Annotated in this window: 25 protein-coding genes and 3 tRNA genes; 12 read left to right on the top strand and 16 right to left on the bottom strand. The window is 69.8% G+C overall.

Features of this window, described 5'->3' with window-relative positions; translation table 11 throughout:
• Window positions 1-6 precede the first annotated feature (6 nt).
• Window positions 7-93: transfer RNA gene (locus K0V08_RS11020), tRNA-Leu, on the bottom strand.
• Between the two features lie 199 nt (window positions 94-292).
• Here K0V08_RS11020 and K0V08_RS11015 point away from each other — a divergent pair.
• The 7 genes from K0V08_RS11015 to pknB all read left to right on the top strand — a co-directional run bounded on the left by K0V08_RS11015 (window position 293) and on the right by pknB (window position 9,497).
• Entirely contained in the window at window positions 293-1,024 is a 732-nt protein-coding gene (locus K0V08_RS11015) for an FhaA domain-containing protein (protein WP_011931240.1), read from the top strand.
• Window positions 1,021-1,605 (top strand): FHA domain-containing protein FhaB/FipA, encoded by a 585-nt coding sequence (locus tag K0V08_RS11010; protein WP_011931239.1) that lies wholly within the window; start codon window positions 1,021-1,023, stop codon window positions 1,603-1,605. The genes K0V08_RS11015 and K0V08_RS11010 overlap by 4 nt, the downstream gene beginning before the upstream one ends.
• Window positions 1,606-1,609: 4 nt before the next feature.
• The gene (locus tag K0V08_RS11005; protein ID WP_011931238.1) at window positions 1,610-2,872 is read left to right on the top strand and encodes a PP2C family protein-serine/threonine phosphatase; all 1,263 of its coding nucleotides are present in this window, start codon (window positions 1,610-1,612) and stop codon (window positions 2,870-2,872) included.
• Window positions 2,873-2,879: 7 nt separating this feature from the next.
• Complete coding sequence (locus K0V08_RS11000) at window positions 2,880-4,262, top strand: FtsW/RodA/SpoVE family cell cycle protein (protein ID WP_079533812.1); 1,383 nt, start codon at window positions 2,880-2,882, stop codon at window positions 4,260-4,262.
• Window positions 4,259-5,710 (top strand): peptidoglycan D,D-transpeptidase FtsI family protein, encoded by a 1,452-nt coding sequence (locus tag K0V08_RS10995; RefSeq protein ID WP_011931236.1) that lies wholly within the window; start codon window positions 4,259-4,261, stop codon window positions 5,708-5,710. Before K0V08_RS11000 ends, K0V08_RS10995 begins: the two co-directional genes overlap by 4 nt.
• Window positions 5,707-7,614: a serine/threonine-protein kinase gene (locus K0V08_RS10990; RefSeq protein WP_079533814.1), complete on the top strand. Its 1,908-nt coding sequence runs from the start codon at window positions 5,707-5,709 to the stop codon at window positions 7,612-7,614. Before K0V08_RS10995 ends, K0V08_RS10990 begins: the two co-directional genes overlap by 4 nt.
• Window positions 7,615-7,748: 134 nt before the next feature.
• A complete protein-coding gene (gene pknB, locus K0V08_RS10985; RefSeq protein ID WP_011931234.1) occupies window positions 7,749-9,497 on the top strand; it encodes a Stk1 family PASTA domain-containing Ser/Thr kinase in 1,749 nt (582 codons plus the stop codon).
• 113 nt (window positions 9,498-9,610) lie between these two features.
• Here pknB and K0V08_RS10980 read toward each other — a convergent pair whose 3' ends face one another.
• From K0V08_RS10980 to K0V08_RS10970, 3 genes are read right to left on the bottom strand one after another with little or no spacing between them, the layout of a single operon-like run.
• Window positions 9,611-10,249, bottom strand: coding sequence for an anthranilate synthase component II (locus K0V08_RS10980; RefSeq protein ID WP_011931233.1), 639 nt, complete (start codon window positions 10,247-10,249; stop codon window positions 9,611-9,613).
• Window positions 10,246-10,404 carry a hypothetical protein gene (locus tag K0V08_RS10975; RefSeq protein WP_043560276.1) on the bottom strand — a complete coding sequence of 53 codons (159 nt, stop codon included), beginning with the start codon at window positions 10,402-10,404 and terminating at the stop codon, window positions 10,246-10,248. Before K0V08_RS10975 ends, K0V08_RS10980 begins: the two co-directional genes overlap by 4 nt.
• A 2-nt stretch (window positions 10,405-10,406) precedes the next feature.
• Window positions 10,407-11,207: a class E sortase gene (locus K0V08_RS10970; RefSeq protein WP_011931232.1), complete on the bottom strand. Its 801-nt coding sequence runs from the start codon at window positions 11,205-11,207 to the stop codon at window positions 10,407-10,409.
• 105 nt (window positions 11,208-11,312) lie between these two features.
• Between K0V08_RS10970 and K0V08_RS10965 the strand changes: the two genes are divergently transcribed.
• Window positions 11,313-11,552: a cell division protein CrgA gene (locus K0V08_RS10965; RefSeq protein WP_015488825.1), complete on the top strand. Its 240-nt coding sequence runs from the start codon at window positions 11,313-11,315 to the stop codon at window positions 11,550-11,552.
• 392 nt (window positions 11,553-11,944) lie between these two features.
• On the opposite strand, the gene K0V08_RS10960 is transcribed toward K0V08_RS10965, so the two are convergent.
• Window positions 11,945-12,808 (bottom strand): rhomboid family intramembrane serine protease, encoded by an 864-nt coding sequence (locus K0V08_RS10960; RefSeq protein WP_011931230.1) that lies wholly within the window; start codon window positions 12,806-12,808, stop codon window positions 11,945-11,947.
• Entirely contained in the window at window positions 12,808-13,347 is a 540-nt protein-coding gene (locus tag K0V08_RS10955) for a peptidylprolyl isomerase (RefSeq protein ID WP_079533816.1), read from the bottom strand. Before K0V08_RS10955 ends, K0V08_RS10960 begins: the two co-directional genes overlap by 1 nt.
• Before the next feature lie 121 nt (window positions 13,348-13,468).
• Here K0V08_RS10955 and K0V08_RS10950 point away from each other — a divergent pair, with 121 nt between their 5' ends.
• Window positions 13,469-14,095 (top strand): hypothetical protein, encoded by a 627-nt coding sequence (locus K0V08_RS10950; protein ID WP_227266761.1) that lies wholly within the window; start codon window positions 13,469-13,471, stop codon window positions 14,093-14,095.
• A gap of 168 nt (window positions 14,096-14,263) precedes the next feature.
• On the opposite strand, the gene K0V08_RS10945 is transcribed toward K0V08_RS10950, so the two are convergent.
• The 10 genes from K0V08_RS10945 to dnaA form a co-directional block, all read right to left on the bottom strand.
• Window positions 14,264-14,336: transfer RNA gene (locus K0V08_RS10945), tRNA-Ala, on the bottom strand.
• An 80-nt stretch (window positions 14,337-14,416) separates the two neighbouring features.
• A tRNA-Ile gene (locus K0V08_RS10940) sits at window positions 14,417-14,493 on the bottom strand.
• 48 nt (window positions 14,494-14,541) lie between these two features.
• Window positions 14,542-14,949, bottom strand: a complete 408-nt coding sequence (locus tag K0V08_RS10935; RefSeq protein WP_079533818.1) for a DUF3566 domain-containing protein — start codon at window positions 14,947-14,949, stop codon at window positions 14,542-14,544.
• The gene (gene gyrA / locus K0V08_RS10930) at window positions 14,942-17,629 is read right to left on the bottom strand and encodes a DNA gyrase subunit A (protein ID WP_086503539.1); all 2,688 of its coding nucleotides are present in this window, start codon (window positions 17,627-17,629) and stop codon (window positions 14,942-14,944) included. The genes K0V08_RS10935 and gyrA overlap by 8 nt, the downstream gene beginning before the upstream one ends.
• An 82-nt stretch (window positions 17,630-17,711) precedes the next feature.
• On the bottom strand, window positions 17,712-19,757 hold the full coding sequence (gene gyrB, locus K0V08_RS10925; protein WP_094182701.1) for a DNA topoisomerase (ATP-hydrolyzing) subunit B: 2,046 nt from the start codon (window positions 19,755-19,757) through the stop codon (window positions 17,712-17,714).
• A gap of 189 nt (window positions 19,758-19,946) precedes the next feature.
• Window positions 19,947-20,459: a DciA family protein gene (locus K0V08_RS10920; protein WP_079533820.1), complete on the bottom strand. Its 513-nt coding sequence runs from the start codon at window positions 20,457-20,459 to the stop codon at window positions 19,947-19,949.
• A complete protein-coding gene (gene recF / locus K0V08_RS10915) occupies window positions 20,456-21,670 on the bottom strand; it encodes a DNA replication/repair protein RecF (protein ID WP_079533822.1) in 1,215 nt (404 codons plus the stop codon). The genes K0V08_RS10920 and recF overlap by 4 nt, the downstream gene beginning before the upstream one ends.
• Window positions 21,671-21,677: 7 nt before the next feature.
• Window positions 21,678-22,565, bottom strand: coding sequence for a phosphogluconate dehydrogenase (NAD(+)-dependent, decarboxylating) (gene gnd, locus K0V08_RS10910; protein WP_011931222.1), 888 nt, complete (start codon window positions 22,563-22,565; stop codon window positions 21,678-21,680).
• A 20-nt stretch (window positions 22,566-22,585) separates the two neighbouring features.
• Complete coding sequence (gene dnaN, locus K0V08_RS10905; RefSeq protein ID WP_011931221.1) at window positions 22,586-23,737, bottom strand: DNA polymerase III subunit beta; 1,152 nt, start codon at window positions 23,735-23,737, stop codon at window positions 22,586-22,588.
• A 543-nt stretch (window positions 23,738-24,280) separates the two neighbouring features.
• Window positions 24,281-25,714 carry a chromosomal replication initiator protein DnaA gene (gene dnaA / locus K0V08_RS10900; RefSeq protein WP_011931220.1) on the bottom strand — a complete coding sequence of 478 codons (1,434 nt, stop codon included), beginning with the start codon at window positions 25,712-25,714 and terminating at the stop codon, window positions 24,281-24,283.
• Between the two features lie 478 nt (window positions 25,715-26,192).
• Between dnaA and rpmH the strand changes: the two genes are divergently transcribed.
• Genes rpmH through yidD form a run of 3 tightly spaced genes read left to right on the top strand, consistent with a single transcriptional unit; the run spans window position 26,193 to window position 26,983 of the window.
• Window positions 26,193-26,330, top strand: coding sequence for a 50S ribosomal protein L34 (rpmH, locus tag K0V08_RS10895; RefSeq protein WP_012039665.1), 138 nt, complete (start codon window positions 26,193-26,195; stop codon window positions 26,328-26,330).
• Between the two features lie 3 nt (window positions 26,331-26,333).
• On the top strand, window positions 26,334-26,675 hold the full coding sequence (gene rnpA / locus K0V08_RS10890) for a ribonuclease P protein component (protein ID WP_012039664.1): 342 nt from the start codon (window positions 26,334-26,336) through the stop codon (window positions 26,673-26,675).
• On the top strand, window positions 26,672-26,983 hold the full coding sequence (gene yidD, locus K0V08_RS10885) for a membrane protein insertion efficiency factor YidD (RefSeq protein ID WP_012039663.1): 312 nt from the start codon (window positions 26,672-26,674) through the stop codon (window positions 26,981-26,983). Before rnpA ends, yidD begins: the two co-directional genes overlap by 4 nt.
• The last annotated feature ends 10 nt before the right edge of the window (window positions 26,984-26,993 follow it).

Genomic DNA, 26,993 nt, shown 5'->3' with positions numbered 1-26,993 from the left:
TCGTGCTGGTGCGCGAGGGGGGACTTGAACCCCCACGTCCTCACGGACACACGGACCTGAACCGTGCGCGTCTACCAATTCCGCCACTCGCGCCAACCGGACGACATTATCACGCCCCGAGGCCGATCCCGCGCCGCGGCGAGGCGGGACGGGCGCCTCCCCGGCCCGCCGGACGACCCCGCGAGCGGCCGTCGCGCACCCGCCACGTGGCCGGTGTCCAGGGCGGCGCCTCGCGAGTTGGCTACGATCTCCCTATTCATCCGCGGAAGGACCGCGCGAGGACGGATCACACGTGGGAATCCTGGACAACTTCGAGAAGGGCCTCGAGCGCGCCGTCAACGGCGCCTTCGTGAAGACCTTCAAGTCCGGCCTGCAGCCCGTGGAGATCGCCGCGCAGCTCCGCCGCGAGCTCGACACCCACGCCGCCGTCGTCGACCGCGACCTCATCCTCGTGCCCAACTCCTTCACCCTCCGGGTCTCCCGAGCCGACGCGGAGCGCATGGCGAGCATCGGCACCGCGCTCACCGACCAGCTGCGCCAGGCGGTCGAGAAGCACGCGTCGTCGCAGGGCTACCAGTTCGCTGGCGTCGTGCAGGTGGGCTTCCGCGAGGACGACGCCGTCTCCGAGGGCGTGCTCGAGATCGACAGCCGCACGGCCGAGGGCAGCGTCACGTGGATGCCCGTGGTCGACGTCGCCGGCACCCGCCACCCGCTCCCCGTGGGGCGCACCGTCATCGGCCGCGGCAGCGACGCCGACATCACGGTCGACGACCCGGGCACGTCGCGCCGCCACGTCGAGATCGCGTGGGACGGATCCCGCGCCCAGGTCCGCGACCTCGGCTCCACGAACGGCTCCGAGCTGAACGGCGCGCCCGTCACCAAGGCGCCGCTCCCGCCCGAGTCCGTCATCCGCATCGGCCGCACCGCCATCACCTTCCGCGTCGTGCCGCAGGCCACCGAGGAGCGCGGCGGACGCGGCACCCGTGGCCAGCGCCACGACGACGGGTTCTGGGGAGCGTCGTGACCGAGCTGACCCTCCTCGTCCTCCGCCTCGCGTTCCTCGCGGTGCTGTGGCTGTTCATCTTCGGCATCGTCTACGCGCTGCGCTCCGACCTCTTCGGCCAGCGCGTGCGGAAGCTCCGCGAGGAGACGGGCGCGGCCGGCGGATCCCCGTTCCCGCAGTCCCCGTACGCCTCGGCCGCCGCCGCCCCGCCGAGGTCCCCGCAGCCCGGCGTGCAGCCTCCGCCCATCTCGTCGATGCCGTCCGGCGCCAACTCCGGCGCCGTCCCGTCCCGCGCGAAGGCCACCACATCGACCGCCCGCCACCTCGTCATCACCTCGGGCGCCAAGGCCGGCACCGAGATCCCGCTCGGCACCGAGCCGCTCACCATCGGCCGCTCGAGCGAGTCGGGCCTCGTGATCCGCGACGACTACACGTCCACCCACCACGCGCGCCTGCTGCTCTGGAACGACGAGTGGATGATCCAGGACCTCGACTCGACCAACGGCACCTTCCTCGACGGCAAGCGCGTGAGCGTGCCGACGCAGGTGCCGCTCGACACGCCGATCCGCATCGGCGCGACCAGCTTCGAGCTCAGGCGGTAGCGGCGTGGCGACAGTGACGCAGGCCGCTGCCGTCTCCCACGTGGGCAAGGTCCGGTCGAACAACCAGGACTCGGGCTACGCGGGGCGGGACCTCTTCGTCGTCGCCGACGGCATGGGCGGGCACGCGGGCGGCGACGTCGCCTCCGCTGTCGCCCTCACGCGCATCATCGAGGCCGACAAGCCGTACGCCTCCGCGCACGATGCCGAGTTCGCGCTGCAGGCGGGCCTCGTCGCCGCCAACCAGCTCCTCGCCGAGACCGTGTTCGAGCACTCCGAGCTCACCGGGATGGGCACCACCGTCAGCGCGCTCGCCCGCGTGGGCCGCCACGTCGCCATCGCCCACATCGGCGACTCGCGCATCTACCTCTTCCGCCGCGGCGAGCTCAGCCAGATCTCCGCCGACCACACCTTCGTGCAGCGCCTCGTCGACAGCGGCCGCATCACGCCGGAGGAGGCGCTCGTCCATCCGCGCCGCTCCGTCCTGATGCGCGTGCTCGGCGACGTCGACGCGGCGCCCGAGGTCGACACCCAGGTGCTCGACACGCACACGGGCGACCGCTGGCTGCTCTGCTCGGACGGCCTCAGCAGCTACGTCTCCGAGGAGCGGATCACCGAGATCCTCGCGACCGCGGGCACGCCCGACACCGTCGCGGACGCGCTCGTGAAGGAGTCGCTCGACCACGGCGCCCCCGACAACGTCACGGTCGTGGTCGTCGACGTGCTCGACGAGGACGACGAGACCGCCGCATCCCGCCCCGCGCCGGAGCCGGTGGTCGTCGGATCCGCGTCGCAGCCCCTCGCGTTCGGGGACGAGCCGGCGAAGCGCGCCGTGCGCATCCCGTCGCTCCTGCTGCACCCGCTGCGCGCCACCACGGCCGCGCGCGACGCGCAGTTCGAGCCGGAGTCGGACCAGTACCTCGAGGCCCTCATCGCGGAGGACAAGCGCCGCGCCCTCCGCCGCCGCGTGACCTGGCTGGTGGGCGTCACGCTGATCGTCGCGGGACTCGTCCTCGCGTGCGTCCTCGGCTACCGCTGGACCCAGTCCCGCTACTACGTGGGCGAGTCCGACGGGGTCGTCGCGGTCTACAACGGCGTGCAGCAGACCATCGGGCCGATCGAGCTCTCGCACGTCTACGCGCGCACCGAGGTGCAGGTCGACGACCTCCAGCCCTTCTACCGCCAGCAGGTGGAGCAGACCATCAACGCCGACTCGCTCGCGGGCGCCGAGGAGATCGTCAACCGGCTGCAGGAGGCCGCCGGTGGCTAGCGCGGGCATGGCGGACGCGCCGGCGCGCCCCCGCGAGCGCGCGCCCAAGGTGCCGCGGATCCACGTGCCCCGACGCCTCAGGAACCTCGAGCTCGCGCTGGTCGTGCTCGCCTCCGTCATCAACGGCGGGGCCCTGTACCTCGTGCAGCTCGGCGTGCTCGGCGCGTTCGACCAGAGCTTCTTCATCCCCGCCACCGGCCTCGCGGTCCTCGTGCTCGGCATGCACGTGGCGCTGCGCTGGCTGGCGCCCGACGCGGATCCGTTCATCCTCCCCATCGCCACGGTGCTCAACGGCCTGGGGATCGCCGCGATCTACCGTCTCGACCTCGCCGCGGGGCTGTCCGGCTGGGACAGCGTGGCCGTGCGGCAGATCGTCTGGTCGGGCCTCGCCATCGTGTGCGGTCTCGCGGTCATCGTGCTGCTCAAGAACCACCGCGTGCTGCAGCGCTACCGCTACATCGCCATGTTCGTCGGCCTGATCCTGCTGCTCCTGCCGATGCTCCCGGTCCTCGGCCAGAACATCAACGGCGCACGCGTCTGGATCCACATCGGCGGCTTCTCGTTCCAGCCCGGCGAGATCGCGAAGATCTGCCTGGCGATCTTCTTCGCCGGCTACCTGGTCACCGCCCGCGACAGCCTGTCGATGGTCGGCGTCAAGGTCCTCGGGATGCGCTTCCCGCGCATCCGCGACCTCGGCCCGATCCTCCTGGTCTGGGCCGTGTCGATGAGCGTGCTCGTCTTCCAGCGCGACCTCGGCACCTCGCTGCTCTACTTCGGCCTCTTCATCGTCATGACCTACGTGAGCACGGGCCGCATCGGCTGGGTCGTGCTCGGCCTCGTCCTGTTCCTCGGCGGCGCGTACGGCGCGAGCACCCTCGGCTACGTCGGCGGCCGCGTCGACGCCTGGCTGAACCCGTTCGACCCCACGGTGTACGACGCGAACGGCGGCAGCTACCAGCTCGTCACGGGCCTGTTCGGCATGGCGGACGGGGGCCTGTTCGGGCGCGGGCTCGGCGAGGGGATGCCCAACCTCACGCCGCTCGCCAACAGCGACTTCATCCTCGCGAGCCTCGGCGAGGAGCTCGGCCTCACGGGGGTCTTCGCGATCCTCGCCCTCTACCTGCTGCTCGTCTCGCGCGGCTTCCGCATCGGGTTCGCGGGCCAGGACGACTTCGGCAAGCTGCTCGGCATCGGCCTCTCGTTCGTCATCGCGCTGCAGGTCTTCATCGTCATCGGCGGCGTCACCCGCGTCATCCCGCTCACGGGCCTGACGACGCCGTTCATGGCGGCGGGCGGATCCTCGCTCCTCGCCAACTGGATCATCGCGGCCCTGCTCCTCCGCCTCTCCGACACCGTCCGCAACCAGCCCCGATTGGTGGTCGAGTCGTGAACCGCGAGCTCAAGCGCGTCTCCGTGTTCGTCCTGGCCATGTTCGTGGCCCTGTTCGTCGCGGCGTCGGTCATCCAGGTCATCTCCGCGCCCACGCTGCAGGCGGATCCGCGCAACAGCCGCACGATCATCGCGAGCTACTCGGCCGAGCGCGGCTCGATCCTCGTCGACGGCACGCCCATCGCCTCCTCGGTGCCGGTCGACGACCGCTACAAGTTCCTCCGCACCTACGCGCAGCCCGACCTCTACAGCGCGGTCACCGGCTACTACACGCTGGGGCAGGGATCCACCGGCCTCGAGGACTCCATGAACGACGTCCTCAGCGGCACGAGCGGCACGCAGTTCTTCGACAGCCTCACGCGCACCTTCACCGGGCAGGACCCGAAGGGCGCGTCGGTCGAGCTCACCATCGACCCGAAGGTGCAGCAGGCGGCGTACGACGCGCTCGGTTCGCTGCAGGGATCCGTGGTCGCGATCGAGCCGAAGACCGGCCGCATCCTCGCGATGGTGTCGAAGCCCGGCTACGACCCGAACACCCTGGCCTCGCACGATCGCGCGGCCGTGCAGCAGAGCTACTCGTCGCTCCTCGCGGACGAGTCCAACCCGCTCATCAACCGCGCGGTGAACAGCCTCAACCCGCCCGGATCCACGTTCAAGCTCATCACCGCGGCCGCCGCCATCGAGTCCGGCCAGTACACGCCCGACTCGCTGCTGCCCAACCCGCCGACGTTCACGCTCCCCGGCACCGGCACGGTCATCACCAACGCCGGCGAGGGCGCGTGCGGCCCGGAGGCCGAGGTCAGCATCGCGACCGCGCTGCGCCTCAGCTGCAACATCCCGTTCGCTCAGCTCGGCATCGCGCTCGGCTCCGAGCGGATCGCGAAGATGGCCGAGGCGTTCGGCTACGGGAAGTCGATCGACGTGCCCATGGCGAGCGCCAAGAGCGTCTTCTCCCCCGACCTCGACGACGCCCAGACCGCGCAGTCCGCGTTCGGGCAGCTCGACGTGCGCGCCACCCCGCTGCAGACCGCCATGGTCACCGCCGGGATCGCGAACGGCGGCGAGGTCATGAAGCCGTCCGTCGTCGACAGCGTCCTCAACCCCGACCTGAGCGAGCTCTCCGGCTTCTCCCCCAGCCGCTTCGCCGACCCGATCTCGAAGGAGACCGCCGACACCATGACCCGGATGATGATCGACGACGTCCAGAGCGGCGTCGCGTCGAATGCGAGAATCAGTGGCGTCGACGTGGCCGGCAAGACGGGCACCGCCCAGAACGGCAGCGACGACCCGTACACGCTGTGGTTCACCGGCTTCGCGCCGGCGGCGGACCCGCAGGTGGCGGTCGCGGTCCTGGTCGAGGACGGCGGCGGACGAGGACGATCGGGCTCGGGGAACACCCTCGCCGCCCCCGTGGCGAAGAAAGTGATTGAGGCGGTGCTGGACAGATGAGACCCACGAGCGGACTGACCTTCGGAGGGCGTTACCAGCTGGGCGATCGCATCGCCATCGGCGGGATGGGCGAGGTCTGGGAGGCCACCGACCTCGTCATCGGGCGCAAGGTCGCGATCAAGATCCTCAAGGACGAGTACCTCGGCGACCCCGGGTTCCTCGAGCGCTTCCGCGCCGAGGCCCGCCACGCCGCGCTCGTCAACCACGAGGGCATCGCCAACGTCTTCGACTACGGCGAGGAGGACGGCAGCGCCTTCCTCGTGATGGAGCTCGTGCCCGGCGAGGCGCTCTCCACCATCCTCGAGCGCGAGCGCGTGCTGTCCACCGACAAGGTGCTCGACATCATCGCCCAGACCGCGCTGGCCCTACACGCCGCGCACCAGGCCGGGCTCGTCCACCGCGACATCAAGCCGGGCAACCTGCTCATCACCCCCGACGGCCGCGTGAAGATCACCGACTTCGGCATCGCCCGAATCGCCGACCAGGTGCCGCTCACCGCGACGGGCCAGGTCATGGGCACCGTCCAGTACCTCTCCCCCGAGCAGGCGAGCGGGCACCCGGCATCGCCGTCGACCGACGTCTACTCGATGGGCATCGTCGCGTACGAGTGCCTGGCCGGCCGCCGCCCCTTCACGGGCGAGTCGCAGGTCGCCATCGCCATGGCGCAGATCAACGAGCTGCCGCCCGAGCTGCCGGTCACGGTCGCCGAGCCCGTGCGCAACCTCGTGATGTCGTGCATCGCGAAGAAGCCGGCCGACCGCCCACAGAGCGCCGCGCACCTCGCGCGCGCCGCGCAGGCGCTCCGCCGCGGCGACGTCGCGACCGCCACCATCGCGGTCGCTGCCGTCGCGGGTGCCGCCGCCCTGGCGGATCCGGGCACGCCCACGCAGGCGACGCAGCTCATGCCGTCCGGTCGCCGCGCCGCCGACACGGGCGCGACCACGGTCCTGGCCTCGTCCGCGCCGCGCGCCGGCGCAGCCGACCCCTTCCTCCTCGACGACGCGGACGACGAGGAGCCCGAGGAGCCGCGCGCCCGCAAGCGCGCCATCTGGATCTTCGTCGTCGTCGCGATCCTCGTGGTGGCAGCCATCGTCGCTGGCCTCCTCGCGTACTTCGCCAGCCAGGAGACCGCCGCCCCGACCCCCGCGGCCACCGAGACGAGCGCCTCGCCGAGCCCGAGCGCGTCACCCACGCCGTCCCCCACCCCCTCGCCCACGGCGAGCACGGTGGACGTGAACCGCGACGACTACATCGGCCGCGACCAGAAGACGGTCACGGCGGAGCTCACCGCCCTCGGCCTCAAGGTCACCGTCGTCACGGGCAGCGCCGCGCCGTCCGGCGAGGAGGAGGGTCGCGTCACCGCGATCACCCCCACCGGCACCGTCGCGAAGGGCGCCACCATCCAGATCACGGCCTATGGGCCGCCCACCCTGCCCACCACGGCGCCCGGCACGCCCACGGTCACCCCGACGGACGTCCGCGCCGGCCAGACGGTGGACATCTCCTGGCCCGCCTACTCCTGCCCCGCCGGCCAGACGCTCAACGGGTACCAGATCCAGGCGGACTCGGTCTCGCAGGGCGCCACCGGCACCTGGGGCGGCAGCACGAACCCGACGAACGCGCAGACCACGTCGGGCGAGATCAAGGTGGGCACCAACCCGGGCACGTTCACCGTCAAGTACCTCGCCATCTGCGGCACCAACGAGTCGCCGTACAGCAGCACCGTGACGGTCACCGTCGAGGCCGCCCCCGGCGGCACCGGCACGGGCGGCACCGGCACGGGCGGCGGGACGGGCGGCGGCACCGGTGGCACGGGCGGCGGCACCACCGGCATGGCGCCCACGCCCGCGCCGGGGCGCACGGACGAGCGCTCGCTCGTCTCCAGCTCCCACAGGAACCCCTGACCGGCGCTGTCCGAGGGGGCGGGCGGCGGCGGGTCGCCCGCCCCCGTCCGGGCGTCGCCGTGCCACCCGGATCCCCAGCGGACCCCCGGTAAGCTCATCCCCGTTCGATTCCCGATCCCGACGAGAGGCAGTCCGTGACCGACACGCGTGTGCTGGGCGGCCGCTACGAGGTCGGGGCGCTGCTGGGTCGCGGGGGCATGGCCGACGTCTTCGAGGGCGTCGACTCCCGTCTCGGTCGCCGGGTGGCCGTCAAGGTCCTGCGCCGCGGCCTCGCCGAGGATCCCGCCTTCCGCAGCCGCTTCCGCCAGGAGGCCCAGGCGGCCGCGCGCATGTCGCACCCCACCATCGTGCGGGTCTTCGACGCGGGCGAGGACGTCGTCACCGACCAGGACGGCGCGTCGCACACGGTCCCCTTCATCGTCATGGAGCGGGTCGAGGGCCGCCTGCTCAAGGACGTCATCACCGACGGCCCGCTCGATCCGGACGAAGCGGTCCGCATCATGGGCCAGGTCCTCACCGCCCTCGAGTACTCGCACCGCGCTGGCGTCGTCCACCGCGACATCAAGCCCGGCAACATCATGGTCACGCCCACCGGCCAGGTGAAGGTCATGGACTTCGGCATCGCGCGAGCGGTGTCCGACACCTCGGCCACCATCGCGCAGACCACCGCGATCCTCGGAACCGCCCGCTACTTCTCCCCCGAGCAGGCCAAGGGCGAGTCGGTGGATGCGCGCACCGACCTCTACTCCGCCGGCGTCGTCCTCTTCGAGATGCTCACCGGCCAGGCGCCGTTCCGCGCCGACACGGCCGTCGCCGTCGCGTACCAGCACGTCAGCGAGACGCCCGTCGCGCCGAGCACCGTGCAGGAGGCCGTCTCCCCCCAGCTCGACCAGGTCGTCCTGCACGCCATGGCGAAGGACCGCTACGCGCGGTTCCAGACGGCGGGCGACTTCCGCACCGACCTCGATCGCGCCGCGGCGGGCACGCTCGCTCCCCGCGAGGCGCCGACCAACGACGTGGGTGCCACTCTCTTCGGTGCCCCCGCCGGCCCCTCCTCCTCCCAGCAGGCGCTCCGTCAGCTCGGCGTCGACGACGACCGCACCGTCCGCACCCAGAGCCGCCCGCCGGTCCCGTGGATCTGGGCCGGCGTCACCGTGGTCGTCGTGATCCTCATCGCCGTCGTCATCTGGGTCACCAGCCTCAGCAACATCGCGCCGCCCGACATCAGCCCCACCGTCCCCGACGTCACGGGTTCGACCTACGCGAGCGCGGCCGCGGCCCTCGAGGAGGCCGACCTCGTCCCCCTCGAACGCGAGGAGGCCAGCACAACGGTGGCCGAGGGCATCGTGCTGCGCACCAACCCGGACCCGGGCGAGAACGTGGCCGCCAAGACCGAGATCGACGTGTTCGTCTCCTCCGGCCCGCCGGAGGTCCAGGTCCCGAACGTCATGAACATGGACGAGGGCACCGCCACCGCCGCCCTCGAGGCGGCGGGGCTCAAGGTGGGCGAGGTGGTCCGCCAGTCGTCGCCGACGGTCCCGGACGGCGTGGTCATGCAGACGGAGCCGGCATCCTCCCAGCAGGTGGACCAGGGCTCCGCGGTCAAGCTCATCCTGTCCAACGGCAAGGTCGCCCTGCCGGACGTGCTCGGCCAGCCGCTCGTGGACGCGCAGAAGCTCCTCGAGGCGTCGGATCTCGTCGTCACCACCCGTCGCGACCCGTCCTGCAGCCGAGCGGACGGGTCCCCGGTGAGCCAGCAGTCGGTCGCTCCCGGAGACGTCGCCCAGCGCTCGACGGTGGCCCTCACGTACTGCACGGGCGCGGTCCGCAGCACGCCCGCGCCCACCACCGGCACGCCGAGCCCGGATCCCGCGCGCGGCTGACCCCCGCACTCGACACACCGCGCATGACGCCGCCCGACCTCGGTCGACGAGAGCGCCAGCCAGGAGCGCGGGCGCCCGGCGTCAGGCGCTGAGCGGCGTCCCCGCCGGACGGCTCAGGCCACGCGGACGAGCGGCGACAGCCTCGAGGCGGTGTCGCGAGCCCCGACGAGCCCGGCCCCCTCCAGCCAGTTGCCGAGCATGCGGTAGCCGCCCTCGGTCAGCACCGACTCCGGGTGGAACTGCACGCCGACGATGGGGGCAGCCTCGTGACGCAGGCCCATGATCACCCCGCCCTCGGTCCGTGAGGTGACCACCAGGTCGGACGGGACGGTGCCGTCGACGACCGCGAGCGAGTGGTAGCGCGTGGCCGTGAACGGCTTCGGCACGCCGAGGTAGAACTCCCCGTCGTCGTGCGTCACGAGCGAGGTCTTGCCGTGCATGAGCTCCTCGGCGTTGGTGACCGTCGCGCCGAACGCCTCCGCGATCGCCTGGTGCCCGAGGCAGACGCCGAGCAGCGGAGTGCCGGATGCGAGCGCCGCAGTGACCGTGGGGATCGAGACGCCGGCCTCGGAGGGCTTCCCCGGCCCCGGCGACACGAGCACCGCGTCGTACTCGGAGATGACCCCGGCCATGTCGACGTCGGCGTGGTCGTCATTGCGCATCACCACGGTCTCCGCGCCCAGCTGCTGCAGGTACCCGTTGAGCGTGTAGACGAAGCTGTCGTAGTTGTCGATGACGAGGACGCGTGTCACTGATGCACCGTGACTTCCTGGGTGTTGACGATGGAGTCGACCCAGGGGAAGACCCAGGTGACGAGGGAGAAGAGGACGGCCGCGAGCAGCACGAGGACGATGAGCAGTCGGACCCACACCGGACCGGGCAGGACGCGCCAGAACGCCGCGTACACGCTCAGCCCGCCTTCGCGAACGACGTGCCGGCCAGTGCCGCGGGCGTGGACGCATCCGAGCGCGGTTGCCAGGACTCGAAGACGCTGTACGCGACCACGCGCTCCGCGGCCGAGAAGAGCGGGTTGCAGCTCGTCATCGTGAGGATGCGGTCCCCGGGCTGCGCGTCGGGTGCCTGTGGCACCTCGTCGAGCACGTCGACTCCGGTGGGCTTCACGTACTCGAGTGTACGGAAGCGGTAGGTGTACCAGCCGTCCTGCGTCTCGACGACGATCGCATCCCCCACCCGCAGATCCGTGATCTGGTTGAACGGCTTGCCGTACGTCGTGCGGTGCGCGGCGACCGCGAAGTTGCCCACCTGGCCGGGCATCTGGGTCTCGCGGTAGTGCCCGATCTTGCCGAGGTTCAGCACGTTGCCGAGCCCGACCCCCGTCGCGACCGGCACCACGTAGTCCGCTCCGAAGCGCGGGATGTAGATGTTGCCGAAGTCGGTGGCGTCCGACGTGGGCGCGGTGGTGATGACGGGATCCCCCGGTGCCGCGGGCGTGGCGGCCGGGTCGGGTGACGCCGCCGCGTCCGGCGCGGCCGTGGCCCAGCTCCGGCTGTTCTCCAGTGCCTGGTCCCGCTGGCCGCTGCTCACGACGATGTCGTTGAACCACAGCTGCCACCCCAGGAACAGCATGATGAGGACGCCGGCCGTGAGGAGGAGCTCGCCGAGGACGCCGACCGTGCCGAGGAGCGCATCGCCCCGCCGGCCGCGTCGCCGCGTCGCGCGGCGAGAAGGGGCGGGTTCCTGAGCGCTCATGTGCCGATTGTAGGTGGCCGGGATGTGCGGGACGCCGCCACCGGCGCCCCGTGGAGCCGGGCATCCTCCCGGCCCGGTGGAGGAGGGTACGGCTAGAATCTCCGCATGGCCCGCGACAAGACGACGAGACCCTCCCGCCAGGAACGCGTGCGCGACGAGGACGCCCCGAACCCCGTGTGGTTCAAGCCCATCATGTTCGGCTTCATGCTCGTGGGGCTCGCGTGGCTCATCGTCTACTACGTCAGCCTCAACGCCTTCCCCATCCCCGACCTCGGCGTGGGCAACATCCTCATCGGCTTCGGTCTCATCCTGGTCGGCTTCCTCATGACCACCAGGTGGCGCTGACCCCAGCGCGATCACGAGAGCCCGTCACCATCAGCTGGTGACGGGCTCTTCTGCATCCGGCCATGGGAGCCCTGGTGCCCCACGTTGTCCACAGAGGTACTGTGCACAACCGTCCACACATGTGGAGAACCGCGCCGGGCGCTCCGCCGGATCCCACCGGCACTACGGGTTACCCGTGGAAGCCCACGGGCGTAGCGATCCGCTCGGACTCGACATCGCGCCGTGCAGGCGGGGACGGACCCCCCTCGCCCGCTAATCACACGCGTGTAACTATCCCCACTGTGGACTGGCCTGTGGATAACCCGGCTTCTGCCCGCGGGCATGCGAATCCGCTGACGGCGGGCACGACGAACGCGCCGCCCCGTGCAGGGCGGCGCGCACGTCGGGATCGGTCAGAGGGTGACGGGGAGCACGGCAGCCGCGACGACGATGGCCACCGCGAGGCCCGCGAGGGAGCCGATCTGGGCACCCCGCTGGCGCGCGTCCCGCGTGCGCAGGAGCACGAGCGCCACGAGCGCTCCCGTCACCAGGCCGCCGACGTGCGCCTGCCAGGAGACGCCCTGCACGACGAAGCCGAGCAGGAGGTTGATCGCGATGATGCCGAGGAGAGGGCCCACGTTGCCGCCGAGCTTGCGGGCGAGCACGAAGTAGCCGCCCATCAGCCCGAAGATCGCGCCGGAGGCGCCGACGACGGCTTGCAGCGGCTCGCCCATGGCTGAGCCGATGACCTCGACGGCCAGGGATCCGCCGAGGGCCGAGATCAGGAAGAGGGCCAGGAAGCGGGCACGGCCGAGCATGGGCTCGAGGACGCGACCGAAGACGAAGACCGACAGCATGTTGAAGACGATGTGGAGGATGCTGTCGGGCGAGTGCGTGAAGGCGCTTGTGAGCATGCGCCACGGCTCGTAGGCGCCGGAGGCGACGCTGCCGTAGACGGGTGCGAACCACAGCGACGTGGTCACGTACGCACCGACGACGGGCAGCACCTGCAGGATCCATACGACGGCGCAGACCGCCATGATCCCGTACGTCACGACGGGCGCGGAGCTCCGCGTCATCCGCGTGACGAAGGACGCCCGGGAACGGGGAGCGGTGCGACGCTGCTCCTTCATGTCCTCGGGGCAGATCACCCCGACGGCGGCCGGCGTCTGGCACTCGGGGCAGATGGTCCGCCCGCATCGCTGGCACAGCACGAAGCTCTGCCGGTCGGGGTGCCGGTAGCAGCGGTCGGCCGCCGTACGGGGTGAGTCGGTCATCAGACCTTCTCGACGGTGACGCTCTCGATCACGACGTCCTCGCGGGGACGGTCGCGGCCGTCGGTCGGGACCGCGTTGAGCGCGTCGACGACCTTCTTGGACGCGTCGTCGGCGACCTCGCCGAAGATCGTGTGCTTGCCCTGGAGCCAGGTGGTGGGCGCCGTGGTGATGAAGAACTGCGAGCCGTTCGTGCCACGACCACCCTGCGTGCCGGCGTTGGCCATGGCGAGGACGTACGGCTTCGAGAAGTCGAGGTCGCGGCTGATCTCGTCGTCGAACTGGTAGCCCGGTCCGCCGGTGCCCTGGCCGAGCGGGTCGCCGCCCTGGAGCATGAAGTCCTTGATGATGCGGTGGAAGACGACGCCGTCGTAGAGCGGGTCGGTCGACTTGTTGCCGGTCTGGGGGTGGGTCCACTCCTTCTCGCCCGTGGCGAGGCCGACGAAGTTCTCGACGGTCTGGGGCGCGTGGGACCCGAAGAGGTTGAGGACGATGGTGCCGTGGTTGGTCGTCATGGTGGCGACGTGAGTGTGCGCAGACATGGAGCAATGGTCTCATGGCGGAGCTGGGACTCGGCGGACGCACAGGGTCCGTCGTGTTTGCCCGCAGAGGCACCCGTGCCAGACTGGGATTCCTGGCGAAATCACACCGATGGAGGTCCCCTTGGGTCTGTCACGCAAGAACAAGAAGGAGTTGGCGAAGCTCCGCACCCACGCGGCCGCCGTCCTCAAGGAGCAGCGCGAGGTCCTCGACCGGGCCAATGTCGTCGTGGCCGAGGCCGCGCACACGGCGCGCAAGCTCTCCGACCAGCATGTCGTCCCCGCCGTCAAGCGCGGCGTCGACGACCACATCCGTCCCGGCTACGAGGCCGGTGCAGAGCGCGTGCGCACCGCGGCCGACTCCGCCTACAAGGGCTTCACGCACACGGTCCTCCCGGCCGTCGCCGGTGCCGCCGGATCCGCGGTCGCCGCGACCGAGGGCATCCGCAACAGCAAGCAGGTGAAGGACGCCGTCAAGAAGGCGAACAAGGTGTCGTCCAAGGCGCAGGAGTTCGGCAAGCACTACGTCGACAACGGCCGCTCCTACGTCGGCCGGTACGTGCCGCAGGTGGCGCCCGCGAAGAAGGGCCTCGGCTTCGGCGGAGTCGCCCTCATCGCGCTCGGCGTTGTCGTGGTCGGCGGCGTCGGGTACGCGCTGTACCAGACGTTCCGCGCGGACGACGACCTCTGGATCGCCGACGACGAGCCCGAGGCCGTCGACGGGACCGCGAAGGACCAGCCCGCGAGCTGATCACCGCACCGCTCACGACGAAGCCCCGGACACCTCTCGGTGTCCGGGGCTTCGTCGTATCCCCGACGGCGCCGTGCGAGCGAGTCGTCGCTGGCGTGCCCCGGGCGGAAGGGAAGCGGCTCGAGCCGAGGACGGCGAGCACGTGCGGACCCGACGACGGGCGAGATGTGGAGTCACGGGGAATCGAACCCCGGACCTCCTGCTTGCAAAGCAGGCGCTCTACCAATTGAGCTATGACCCCGATCGGCGAGCCTCGGATCGCGATGCGATCGGCCGACTCGATGCCCGCCATGCCCCCGGATCGTGCGGATCCGGGGGTGTTGGTGGGGATACCAGGATTTGAACCTGGGACCTCTTCATTATCAGTGAAGCGCTCTAACCAACTGAGCTATATCCCCATCGGGCAGGTACACGTTACCGTACGCCTGCCCGTTTCTCCCAATCGGCTACGCGTTGGTGAAGCCGACGAGGACGCCGCCCGTGATGCGCACGCTGAGGTTGTAGAGCAGCGCGGCCACGGCGCCGAGCACGGTGCCGACGACGATGTTGAGCACGGCCACGACGATCGCGAAGCCGAGCACCTGACCCAGGCCGAAGACGTCCTGGAGGGTGAAGTCCGCGGATCCGGACACCTCCTGGAACAGCTGGTCGACCGTGCCGAACACGTTCGTGGTCTGCAGCACCACGTAGATGAGGAACGTCGCGACGACGGTGATGATGCCGAGCACCACGGAGAAGAGGAACGCGAGCTTCAGCGCCGACCAGAAGTCGACGTACACGAGCTTGAGACGCACCTGCTTGGTGGTGGTGGCACGCGACGACTTCTTCGCGAGCTTCTCGGCGACACTACTCATCAGGTGTTCCCTTTCCAGCAGCGGTACCGTCGGACGCGTCGGGCGCAGCTTCGGGGACCACCAGGTTGCGTTCGGAGTTCTTGGCCAGTGAGATGATCCTGTCGTCGTCCGCGAACCGGGCGAACACGACACCCATGGTGTCTCTGCCCTTAGCCGGGACCTCGGCCACGACAGACCGTACCACCTTGCCGCTGGCGAGCACGACGAGGATCTCGTCCTCCTCGCCCACGATGAGCGCGCCGGCCAGGTCGCCTCGCGCGTCCTGCAGCTTGGCCACCTTGATGCCCATGCCGCCGCGGTTCTGCACGCGGTACTGGTCCGCGGCGGTGCGCTTCGCGAAGCCGCCCTCGGTGACGACGAACACGTAGCCCTGCTCGCCGACCACGGATGCGCTGAGCAGCGTGTCGTCCCCGCGGAACGTCATGCCCTTCACGCCGGACGTGGATCGCCCCATGGGACGGAGCGCCTGGTTGTCGGCGGAGAACCGCAGCGACATGCCCTTGCGCGACACGAGGAGCAGATCGTCGTCCTCGTCCACGAGGAGCGCCGAGACGAGCGCGTCGCCGTCACGGAGGTTGATCGCGATGATGCCGCCGGTGCGGTTCGTGTCGTACTCCGTGAGGGCCGTCTTCTTCATCAGGCCGTCGCGGGTGGCGAGCACGAGGTACTGCGCCACCTGGTAGTCGCGGATGTCGAGGACCTGCTGGATCTCCTCGTCCGGCTGCATCGCGAGCAGGTTGGCGACGTGCTGGCCCTTGGCGTCGCGGCCGGCCTCCTGCAGCTCATAGGCCTTGGCGCGGTAGACGCGGCCCTTGTCCGTGAGGAAGAGCAGCCAGTGATGCGTGGTGGTGACGAAGAAGTGCTCGACCACGTCGTCGGCCCGGAGCTGTGCGCCGCGGACGCCCTTGCCGCCACGGTGCTGGCTGCGGTAGTTGTCGATGCGCGTGCGCTTGATGTACCCGCCGCGCGTGACCGTGACCACCATCTCCTCCTCGGGGATGAGGTCCTCCATGCTCATGTCGCCGTCGAAGCCGAGCATGATCTCCGTGCGCCGGTCGTCGCCGTACTTGTCGGTGATCTCCTGCAGCTCGGTGCTGATGATCTCGCGCTGCACGGTGGGAGTCGCCAGGATGTGCTTGTACTCGGCGATGCGCTGCTCGAGCTCGGCCGCCTGGTCCTGGATCTTCTGGCGCTCGAGGGCGGCGAGGCGGCGGAGCTGCATCTCGAGGATGGCGTTGGCCTGCAGTTCGTCGATGTCGAGCAGCTTCATCAGCCCGCCGCGCGCGACCTCGACCGTCTCCGAGCGGCGGATGAGCGCGATGACGTCGTCCAGCGCGTCGAGCGCCTTGAGGTAGCCGCGCAGGATGTGCGCGCGAGCCTCGGCCTCGTTGAGCCGGTACTGCGTGCGGCGGACGATCACGTCGATCTGGTGGTCGACCCACGCTGAGATGAAGCCGTCGAGCGCGAGCGTGCGGGGGATCCCGTCGACGATCGCCAGCATGTTCGCGCCGAAGTTCTCCTGCAGCTGCGTGTGCTTGTAGAGGTTGTTCAGCACGACCTTGGCGACCGCGTCGCGCTTGAGCACGATGACGAGGCGCTGCCCGGTGCGGCCCGAGGTCTCGTCGCGGATGTCGGCGACGCCGCCGAGCTTGCCGTCCTTCACGAGCTCGGCGATCTTGATCGCGAGGTTGTCGGGGTTCACCTGGTAGGGCAGCTCGGTGACCACGAGGCACACACGGCCCTGGATCTCCTCGACCGCGACGACCGCGCGCATCGTGATGGATCCGCGGCCGGTGCGGTACGCCTCGAGGATGCCCTTGGTGCCGAGCACCTGCGCGCCCGTCGGGAAGTCGGGGCCCTTGATCCGCTCGAGGAGCGCCTCGAGGAGCTCCTCCCGGTTCGCGTCGGGGTGCGCGAGCAGCCACTGCGCGCCGGACGCGACCTCGCGGAGGTTGTGCGGCGGGATGTTGGTGGCCATGCCGACCGCGATGCCGACGGACCCGTTGACCAGCAGGTTCGGGAAGCGCGAGGGAAGGATCTTCGGCTCGAGCGTGCGGCCGTCGTAGTTGTCCTGGAAGTCGACCGTGTCCTCGGTGATGTCCCGGACCATCTCCATGGCGAGCGGCGCCATCTTGGTCTCGGTGTACCGAGGGGCGGCGGCGCCGTCGTTGCCGGCGGACCCGAAGTTGCCCTGGCCGAGCGCGAGCGGGTAGCGCAGGCTCCACGGCTGGACCAGTCGCACCAGCGCGTCGTAGATGGACGAGTCGCCGTGCGGGTGGAACTGCCCCATGACCTCGCCGACCACGCGGGCCGACTTGAAGAAGGAGCGGTCGGGGCGGTAGCCGCCGTCGTACATGGCGTAGATGACGCGACGGTGCACGGGCTTGAGGCCGTCGCGCACCTCGGGCAGCGCGCGCTGCACGATGACGCTCATCGCGTAGTCGAGGAACGAGCGCTGCATCTCGAGCTGGAGGTCGACCTGCTCGATGCGGTCGTGCGTGACGACCACGGTGGCATCGGGGTCGACGATCGCACCGGGCAGGGAGTCGGACGCCGCGGCGGCGGAGGACGCCGGCGTCACGCCTTCCTGGGGCAGGGCGTCGTCGGTCGACGAGGCCTGCTCGTCGTCCGGGGTCGCCCCCGTGCCCTGCTCGTCGTCCGGAGTGTTGTCGTCGGCCATGGAGGTCCCGTTCAGAGGTCGGTGGATCGTGGGGTCGGCATGGGGCGGCGGTCGGCATCGGGCCGAGCCGCCGCCCGGTCGATCAGATGTCGAGGAACCTGACGTCCTTGGCGTTGCGCTGGATGAAGCTCCGGCGGGACTCGACGTCCTCGCCCATCAGCGTCGAGAACACCTCGTCGGCGCCCGCGGCGTCGTCGAGCGTGACCTGCATGAGCGTGCGGGTGGCCGGATCCATGGTGGTCTCCCACAGCTCCTTGTAGTCCATCTCGCCGAGGCCCTTGTAGCGCTGGATGCCGTTGTCCTTCGGCATCTTCTTCCCGTTGGCCTGCCCGTGCACCAGCAGGGCATCGCGCTCGGCATCGGTGTAGACGTACTGGTGCTCGGCGTTCGACCACTTGAGCCGGTAGAGCGGCGGCTGCGCCAGGTAGACGTAGCCCAGCTCGATGAGCGGCCGCATGTAGCGGAACAGCAGGGTGAGCAGCAGGGTCGTGATGTGCTGTCCGTCGACATCCGCGTCGGCCATGAGCACGATCTTGTGGTACCTGACCTTCTCGGCGTTGAAGTCCTCGCCGATGCCCGCGCCGAACGCGGTGATCATCGACTGCACCTCGTTGTTCTGCAGCGCGCGGTCGAGCCGGGCCTTCTCGACGTTGAGGATCTTGCCGCGCAGCGGGAGGATCGCCTGCGTCGTGGGGTTGCGCCCCTGCACCGCGGATCCGCCGGCCGAGTCGCCCTCGACGAGGAACACCTCGCTGAGCGCCGGGTCCTTGCTCTGGCAGTCCTTGAGCTTGCCAGGCATGCCGCCCGACTCGAGCAGGCCCTTGCGCCGGGTCTGCTCGCGCGCCTTGCGGGCGGCGAGACGCGCCTGCGAGGCCTGCATCCCCTTGCGGATGATGTCCTTCGCCTGTGAGGGGTTCTTCTCGAGCCAGTCCCCCAGCTGCTGTCCGACGATGCGCTGGACGTAGGCCTTCGCCTCGGTGTTGCCCAGCTTGGTCTTGGTCTGGCCCTCGAACTGCGGCTCGCCGAGCTTCACCGAGATGACGGCCGTGAGGCCCTCGCGGACGTCGTCGCCCGTGAGGTTCTCGTCCTTCTCGCGGAGCAGCTTGTTCTCGCGCGCGTAGCGGTTGACGAGCGTGGTGAGCGCCGCGCGGAACCCCTCCTCGTGCGTGCCGCCCTCGTGCGTGTTGATGGTGTTCGCGTAGGTGTGGACGCTCTCCGTGTAGGAGGTGGTCCACTGCATCGCGACCTCGAGGCTGATCTTCTTGACCGTGTCCTCGGACTCGAAGGCGATGACGTCGGCGTTGACGACCTCGGTCTTCTTCGCCTTCACGAGGTGCTCCACGTAGTCGACGAGGCCCCGCTCGTAGAGGAACTTCTCGGTGCGGTGCTCAGCGCCGTCCACCTCGCGCTCGTCGTGCAGCGTGAGCGCCAGGCCCTTGTTGAGGAACGCCATCTGCTGGAAGCGCGCGCGGAGGGTGTCGTAGTCGAACTCGACGGTCTCGAAGATCTCGCGGCTCGGCCAGAAGGTGATGTTCGTGCCGGTCTCGGTGGATCCCTCGCCCTTCTGGAGAGGTGCGTCCGGCACGCCGATGGTGAAGCTCTGGCGCCACACGGCGCCCTGGCGGCGGACCTCGACGTCGAGGCGCTCGGACAGCGCGTTCACGACGGAGCTGCCGACGCCGTGCAGGCCGCCGGACACCGCGTATCCGCCGCCGCCGAACTTGCCGCCGGCGTGCAGCTTGGTGAGGACGAGCTCGACCGTGGAGATCCCCTCGACGGGGTGGATGTCGACCGGGATGCCGCGGCCGTCGTCGACGACGCGGATCCCGCCGTCCTTGCGCATGGTGATCTGGATGTCGCTGGCGAACCCGGCGAGGGCCTCGTCGACGGAGTTGTCGACGATCTCGCTCACCAGGTGGTGCAGACCGCGCGGTCCCGTGGACCCGATGTACATGCCGGGGCGCTTGCGCACTGCCTCGAGGCCCTCGAGCACCTGGATCTCGTTGGCGCCGTAGTCGTTGCTCACCTGCTGGCGGGTGATGTGGTCGGAGTCGTTGTGCGTCTCCTCGACCTCCACCTCGTCGGGGGTGGAGTCGTCGGGGAGGTCCTGTGTGGCATCCGATGTCATGAAGTGGTGGCTCCTGCCGCGTCGACGCGCCCCTGCCCGACGGCGGACGCACGCGGATCACGAGATGATCCGGGGACCGTCGTCCCTGGACTGCGGGCGACCCCTCATTCTATCGCAGTAGTAGGCTCCGCACCTCTCTATCCGGCCCGCTGAGGCGCTTTCGCGACGGGGGTGACCTGATTCGCCTCCCTAGCCGTAGGTATCGCGCGGGCCCCGCCCTGGGATCGACCTGGGACCCTTTTTCCAGGACGGGGCGTTCGGCCCCTGGAAGCGGATCGACCGGATGCCCGCGTCCGGGAAGCGCTCGGCGATGCGCGTCGTGATCTCCACGCGCATGAGCCGCAGCTGCGTCGCCCACGCCGTCGACTCGCACTCGACCGTGAGGAGGCCGTCCTCGATGCCGACGGGCGACGAGTGCACGGCCGTCTCCTCGCCGGCGATGGTCGTCCACGCGGCCATGAGCTCGGCCTGCGACAGTGAGGACGTCCAGCCCATCCGCGAGGTGAGCGAGTCCATCACGTTGCCGAGGGAGTCGGGATCCCGTCCGGGTTGGAACGGCGAGCTGCCGGCCTTCTGCTCGCGGCGCTTCCGGGCCGACGGCGAGCGGACGGACGCGTCGCCGAACACCTTGCGGAACCGGCGGTACACGGCCACCGCCTCCGACTCGGGCATCGGACCGCCGTCCGGCGCGCGGGGGATCACGCCGCTCCCCCGCCCTCGGCGTCGGGTTCCGAGGCAGGCGCCGGAGCGTCCACGATCTCGCCGGCCCGGATGTGCACGGCGTTCGCCGCCAGGTGCGCGGGCACGTCCTCGAACACGGCCGCGGTGATCAGCACCTGCTCGAAGCCGGTGACGGCCTCCGCGAGGCGCCCTCGCCTGGCCTGATCGAGCTCGGCGAACACGTCGTCGAGGATCAGCACGGGATCCCCCGTCTGCGAGTCGCGTCGCAGCAGCTCGGCCGACGCGAGCTTCAGCGCCAGGGCGAACGACCACGACTCCCCGTGACTGGCGTAGCCCTTCGCGGGTAACCCGTTGAGCCGGAACAGCACGTCGTCGCGGTGCGGGCCGACCAGGGTCAGGCCCCGCTCGAGCTCGCGTGGTCGCATCCGCGCGATGGCCGCGGTGAAGACGGGCACTACGTCATCGGTCCGCGTGAAGCGGCCGCCGTCGCGCGCACCCGTCTCGTCCGCGATGTCGTCCTCGCCCGGGTCGTCCGCGAGGATGCTCAGCTCGGGACGCGCGGAGGGACCGTGGTCGGATCCCGCCACCGCCAGGTACGCGCGCGCGAGCTCCGGCTGCAGCGCCTCGACCAGGGCGCCGCGCGCTGCGATGATCTGCGATCCGATCGCCACGAGCCGCTCGTCCCAGATGTCGAGCGTCCCCAGCTGGTCCGCCTTCATCCCGCGCGCCCGCGCCGACTTCAGCAGGGTGTTGCGCTGCTTCAGCGCCCGGTCGTAGTCCGACAGCACGCCGGCGAGGCGCGGCGTGCGCAGCACGAGCAGCTGGTCGAGCAGCCGGCGACGCCCCGACGGATCCCCGCGCACGAGCGCCAGGTCCTCCGGCGCGAACAGGACGCTCGAGAAGTACCGCGGCAGCTCGCGCGGCTTGGTCGGCGTGCTGTTGACCTGCGCGCGGTTGGCCGCGGACCGGTTGATCTGCACCTCGACCCGGAGCTCCCGGCCCGCGTGCTGCAGCAGCGCGCGGATCACGGCGGATTCGGCACCCTGGCGGATGAGCGCCTGGTCGGTGGAGACGCGGTGCGACCCGAGCGTGCTCAGGAAGCCCAGCGCCTCCACCAGGTTCGTCTTGCCCTGCCCGTTGCTCCCCACGAAGAGGGTGGCACCGGGCAGGAGCGCGACGTCCGCGCGGGTGTAGTTGCGGAAGTCACCCAGGGAGAGGTGACGGACGATCATCCGGTGGTCAGGACTTCTTCTGCACCGAGTGGCCGCCGAACTGGTTGCGCAGCGCCGCGACGGCCTTCATGGCCGGGGAGTCCTCCTGGCGGGAGGAGAAGCGCGCGAAGATCGACGCGCTGATGGCGGGCATCGGGACGGCGTTGTCGAGCGCCTCCTCGATGGTCCAGCGGCCCTCGCCGGAGTCCTGCACGAAGCCCTCGATGTCCTCGAAGCCCGGGTCCTCCTTGAGGGCCTTGACCAGGAGCTCGAGCAGCCAGGAGCGGACGACCGTCCCGCGCTGCCACGCCTCGAAGGTGCCGGTGACGTCCTTGATGATGTCCTTGCGTGCCGCGAGGAGCTCGTAGCCCTCGGCGAACGACTGCATCATGGCGTACTCGATGCCGTTGTGGACCATCTTCGCGTAGTGCCCCGCGCCGGAGTCGCCGACGTGGACGAAGCCCTCCTCGCGGGGTCCCTCGGGACGCAGCGCGTCGAAGACGGGCATCGCGCGCTGGACCTGCTCGACCGGACCGCCGACCATGAGGCCGTAGCCGTTCTCGAGGCCCCAGACGCCGCCCGAGACGCCGGCGTCGACGAAGTCGATGCCCTTCTCCGCGAGCAGTCCCGCGTGCGCGAAGTCGTCGGTGAACTTGGAGTTGCCGCCGTCGATCACGAGGTCGCCCGGCTCCAGGATGCGGGCGAGGTCGCCCACGACGTTCTGCGTGACCTTGCCGGCCGGGACCATGACCCAGACGAGGCGCGGGGTGGGCAGCGCGGCGGCGAGGTCGTCGAGCGTGGCCACGTCGGAGACGTCGGGGTTGGTGTCGTAGCCGGTCACCTCGATGCCGTTCGCCTCGAGGCGCGCGCGCATGCGGGCGCCCATCTTGCCGAGTCCGACGAGTCCGATGTGCATGTTCTCTCCTTGGTCGCGGTCTAGCGCAGCAGCAGGTTCGGCTGCAGCAGGTACCGGTAGTTGTCAGCGCCGGCCTGGTCCTTGGAGGACTGGCTCGTGATGAGCACGGGGCCGGGCTTGTTGGGGTTGTCCGTCTTCGTGAACGAGAGCCGGACGAACTCGGAGTGGACGGCGCCGAGGCCGTCCAGCAGGAACTGGGGCTTCAGGGACACCACGGTGTCGACGCCCGTCAGGAGGGCGTCGATGCTCTCCGACGCCTGCGCGTGCTCGGAGCCGATGGCCTCCAGGGTGAGGCCGTCGATGCTGAAGGTGAACCGGAGCGCCGCTTCGCGCTCGAGCACCAGCTGGACGCGGCGAGTCGCCTCGATGAGGTCGGCCGTGTTGATGACCGCGTAGTTGTCGACCGTCTCGGGGAAGAGCCGCTTGACCGGCGGGAAGTTGCCGCGGATCAGCAGCGACGTGACGGTCTTCCTGTCTGCGCTGAACGCGATGAGCTGGCGGTCGTCGGTGTCCGTGATGGCGACGGAGATGGTGCCGCTGTGACCGAAGGTCTTGCCGATCTCCTGCAGGGTGCGGGCGGGCACCAGAGCGGTGCGGCTGGTGCCGTCGGTCGTGGAGTCGCCGCCGTCCCAGTCGATCTCGCGCACGGCCACCCGGTAGCGATCGGTGGCGATGAGGCCGAGGCTGGTCTCCCCCACCTCGAGCTGGACGCCGGTGATGACGGGCGTGACGTCGTCCCGCGACGCGGCCACCGCGACCTGCGAGACGGCTGCGGCGAACTGCTCGGCCGGCAGGAGGCCGGACTGCTCGGAGATCTGCGGCAGGGTCGGGTACTCCTCGACGGGCATGCTCAGCAGCGTGAAGTGCGCGGATCCGCACGAGACCGTGATCTTCGAGTCCTCGGTGGTGAACCGCACCGGCGCGTTCGGGAGCCGGTTGGCGATGTCGGCGAGCAGGCGGCCGGAGACCAGCACACGGCCGGGCTCCTCGATGTCCGCCTGGATCTGCGTGCGGGCGGAGACCTCGTAGTCGAACGACGACAGCGTCAGTCCGTCCTCGGTCGCCTCGATGAGCACCCCGCTCAGGATCGGGAGGGTCGTGCGCTGCGGCAGGAGCTTGACGGCGAAGGACACCGCCTCGCTGAAGACGTCCCTGTTGACTTGGAACTTCACGTTGTGGACCCCTCGATGAGCGGAAGATTTGTCGGTCAATGCTAGCCGTGCCGACGGGGGACCCCACGACCGTCGATCCCTCCACACCCTGAGGTTCTTGGGCGACATCCAATGAAGGGTTTAAGGATCAATAGTCTTAACCGCTGTGGAATCTGTGGACAACTCCCGGAGTCCCCGTCATCGAGCGGGAACTACACGTCTGGAAGTTGTGGGACGGGTGTGGAGCGGCCTGGGGACTCGGCGGGATGGCAGCGGCGCGACGACGTCGGTTCCACAGGCCGGGTCCTCGAACCCACATCGGCTCCGGCGGTTCTCCACAGTTATCCACACTCTGTGCACACTGTGGGGAACGGCGGATCCAGCCCCTCGGAGGTTCTCTCCCCACCTCGGAGGAACGCTCCAGGGCCGGCCGGCCGTCCTCGTGGGGCGGTCGGCGTCGTGCCGCTGTCGCCCGCACATGCAGAGAGGGGCCGGACCTGGTGGTCCGACCCCTCTCTGCTGCCTGATGTCCCGCACGCGCCTCAGAGACGTGTGCGGACGGCGTCACATCTTGCCGTAGCGGTGGTTCTGCTTGATCCGGCTCGTGAGCTCCGTCACCTGGTTGTAGATGGAGCGGCGCTCCTTCATGAGCTCGGTGATCTTCTTGTTGGCGTACATGACCGTGGTGTGGTCCCTGTTGCCGAACAGCTGGCCGATCTTGGGCAGCGAGAGGTTGGTCAGCTCGCGGCAGAGGTACATGGCGATCTGGCGTGCGGTGGCCACGGCCTGGGACCGGGACGAGCCGTAGAGGTCGTCGACGGTGAGCTTGAAGTAGGCCGCGGTGTGGTTGATGATGTCGACCGGCGCGATGACGTTGTCCTCGTCCAGCGTGATCAGGTCCTTCAGGACCGTCTGCACGAGCGCGAGGTCGACGGGCGTCTTGTTGAGGCTCGCGAACGCCGTCACGCGGATCAGCGTGCCCTCGAGCTCGCGGATGTTCGACGTGACCTTGGTGGCCATGTACTCGAGGATGTCGTCCGGCACCTGCAGCTTCTCGCTCTGCGCTTTCTTCCGGAGGATCGCGATGCGCGTCTCGAGGTCGGGCGCCTGCACGTCGGTGATGAGGCCCCACTCGAAGCGCGAGCGCATGCGGTCCTCGAAGCCCGTGAGGTGCTTCGGCGGCAGGTCGCTCGTGATGACGACCTGCTTGTTGTGGTCGTGCAGGGTGTTGAAGGTGTGGAAGAAGGCCTCCTGCGTGGAGTCCTTGCCCTGGAGGAACTGGATGTCGTCGATCAGCAGGATGTCGTTGTCGCGGTAGCGCGACTGGAACAGCGAGGACCGGTTGTTCGCGATCGAGTTGATGAAGTCGTTGGTGAACTCCTCCGAGCTCACGTACCGCACGCGGATGCCGGGGTAGAGGCTGATGGCGTAGTGGCCGATGGCGTGCAGCAGGTGGGTCTTGCCGAGGCCCGAGTCGCCGTAGATGAAGAGAGGGTTGTATGCCTTGGCCGGCGCCTCGGCGACGGCGACTGCCGCGGCATGGGCGAACCGGTTGGACCCGCCGATGACGAAGGTGTCGAAGCCGTACTTCGGGTTGAGACGGGAGTCGCCTCGTGAGGGCGAGGCAGGCAGCCCCGGGTTGTCCGTGGGCGCCGTGATGGTCGGGGTCTCGATGTACGGCTGCTCGGCGGCCGGCTCGGGGTGCTGGGCGAAGGCGTCCTGCGCGATCTCGGGGTTGACCACGATGGCGAAGTTGCTGACACCGGCGGCCTCGTCGAGCGAGCCGATGGCGTTCAAGAGCGGGACGCGGATGCGCTGCTCGAGCATCCCGCGGGTGAGGTCGTTCGGGACCTCGAGGTACAGGGTGCCGGTCATGACGCCCTTGGGCTCCACCAGGCTGATGAAGCCGTGCAGCTGCGGGGTGATCCGATCGTCCGCGGTGAGGGCGGCGAGCACCTTCTGCCAGATCGCGTGAGTCGGGTCGGAGCGGTCGGACATGTTTCCCCATCTGCCGTCACCAGGCTCGGTCCCGCGGCTGGTGCCGGGGCCGCCACGCGGTGCGCGGACTGCTGTCGACGCTGGAAGGGCGTCGCGGTCGTGCATGCGGCGTCCGTCCCCGGAGGCTCCGAGGGTGCGGACCATCCGGGTACCGCGACCGCGGACAGCATAGTTACTCACAGGGTTATCCACCCTGTGTGCGAACGGGCCGTCAGCACCGCGCGGGCGATCCCCGACGCGTCGCGGCCACGCCACACGGTAGCCACTGTCGGAGATCAGGACAAATCGACCCTATCGACGGCGGCATGTCGATACAGGCCGATGGCCGGTCTGTGTGGATAATCACGATCCGGCCCCCGGGTTTGACCGCAGCCCGCCCGGCCCGTAGATTTAGGCAGTTGACCCAGCCCCTCGAGGCTGCCCCATCTTCCCAGCCGCACTCGTCGGCCCCGTGGACCAACCTGAGTGGAGACTCACCGTGAGCAAGCGCACCTTCCAGCCGAACAACCGCAAGAAGGCCAAGAAGCACGGCTTCCGCCTCCGCATGCGCACCCGTGCCGGCCGTGCCATCCTCGCCGCCCGTCGTGGCAAGGGACGCACTGAGCTCTCCGCGTAGCACGTGCTCGCTCGGCGGAATCGTGTGACGAGCGGTGCGGACTACCGCATCATCGTCAGGCGAGGACGCCGGACGACCACGGGTACGGCCGTCGTATCCGCACTCGCCGGCCCCGATGACGCGCCCACCCGCTTCGGATTCATCATCTCGAAGAAGGTCGGCAACGCCGTGACCCGGAACCTGGTCCGAAGGCGCTTGAAGGCGGTATCGGCGGGCCTCCTCCACTCCGTCCCCCCGGGGACCTCCATCGTGATCCGCGTACTGCCAGGCATGGAGCGGACTGCGTGGGATACCCTGCAGGAGGAGATGGCGTCAGCCGTGACGCGGGCCGTGAGGACGATATGAAGAGGGCACTGACCTCCGTCGTCCTAGCGCCTCGGAACGCCGCCATAGCCGTGATCAGTCTCTACAGGCGCGTGGTCTCCCCTATCTATGGGGATGTCTGCAGGTACTACCCTTCCTGCTCGGCGTACGGCCTCGAAGCCGTGCAGGAGCACGGGCTCGTCCACGGTGGCGTCCTCGCCGCGTGGCGCGTGTGCCGGTGCCACCCCTGGGCGGAGGGCGGCATCGACGACGTCCCCGCTCGTCGGGTCCAGCAATACCGGCGCACGAGGCTCGGATTCGTCGTCGCACCCAGCCACGGAAAGGGCTAACGACCACCTC

This window comes from Clavibacter michiganensis (assembly GCF_021216655.1).
Taxonomy (GTDB): domain Bacteria; phylum Actinomycetota; class Actinomycetes; order Actinomycetales; family Microbacteriaceae; genus Clavibacter; species Clavibacter michiganensis.
This window is presented reverse-complemented; position numbering and strand designations above follow the sequence as displayed.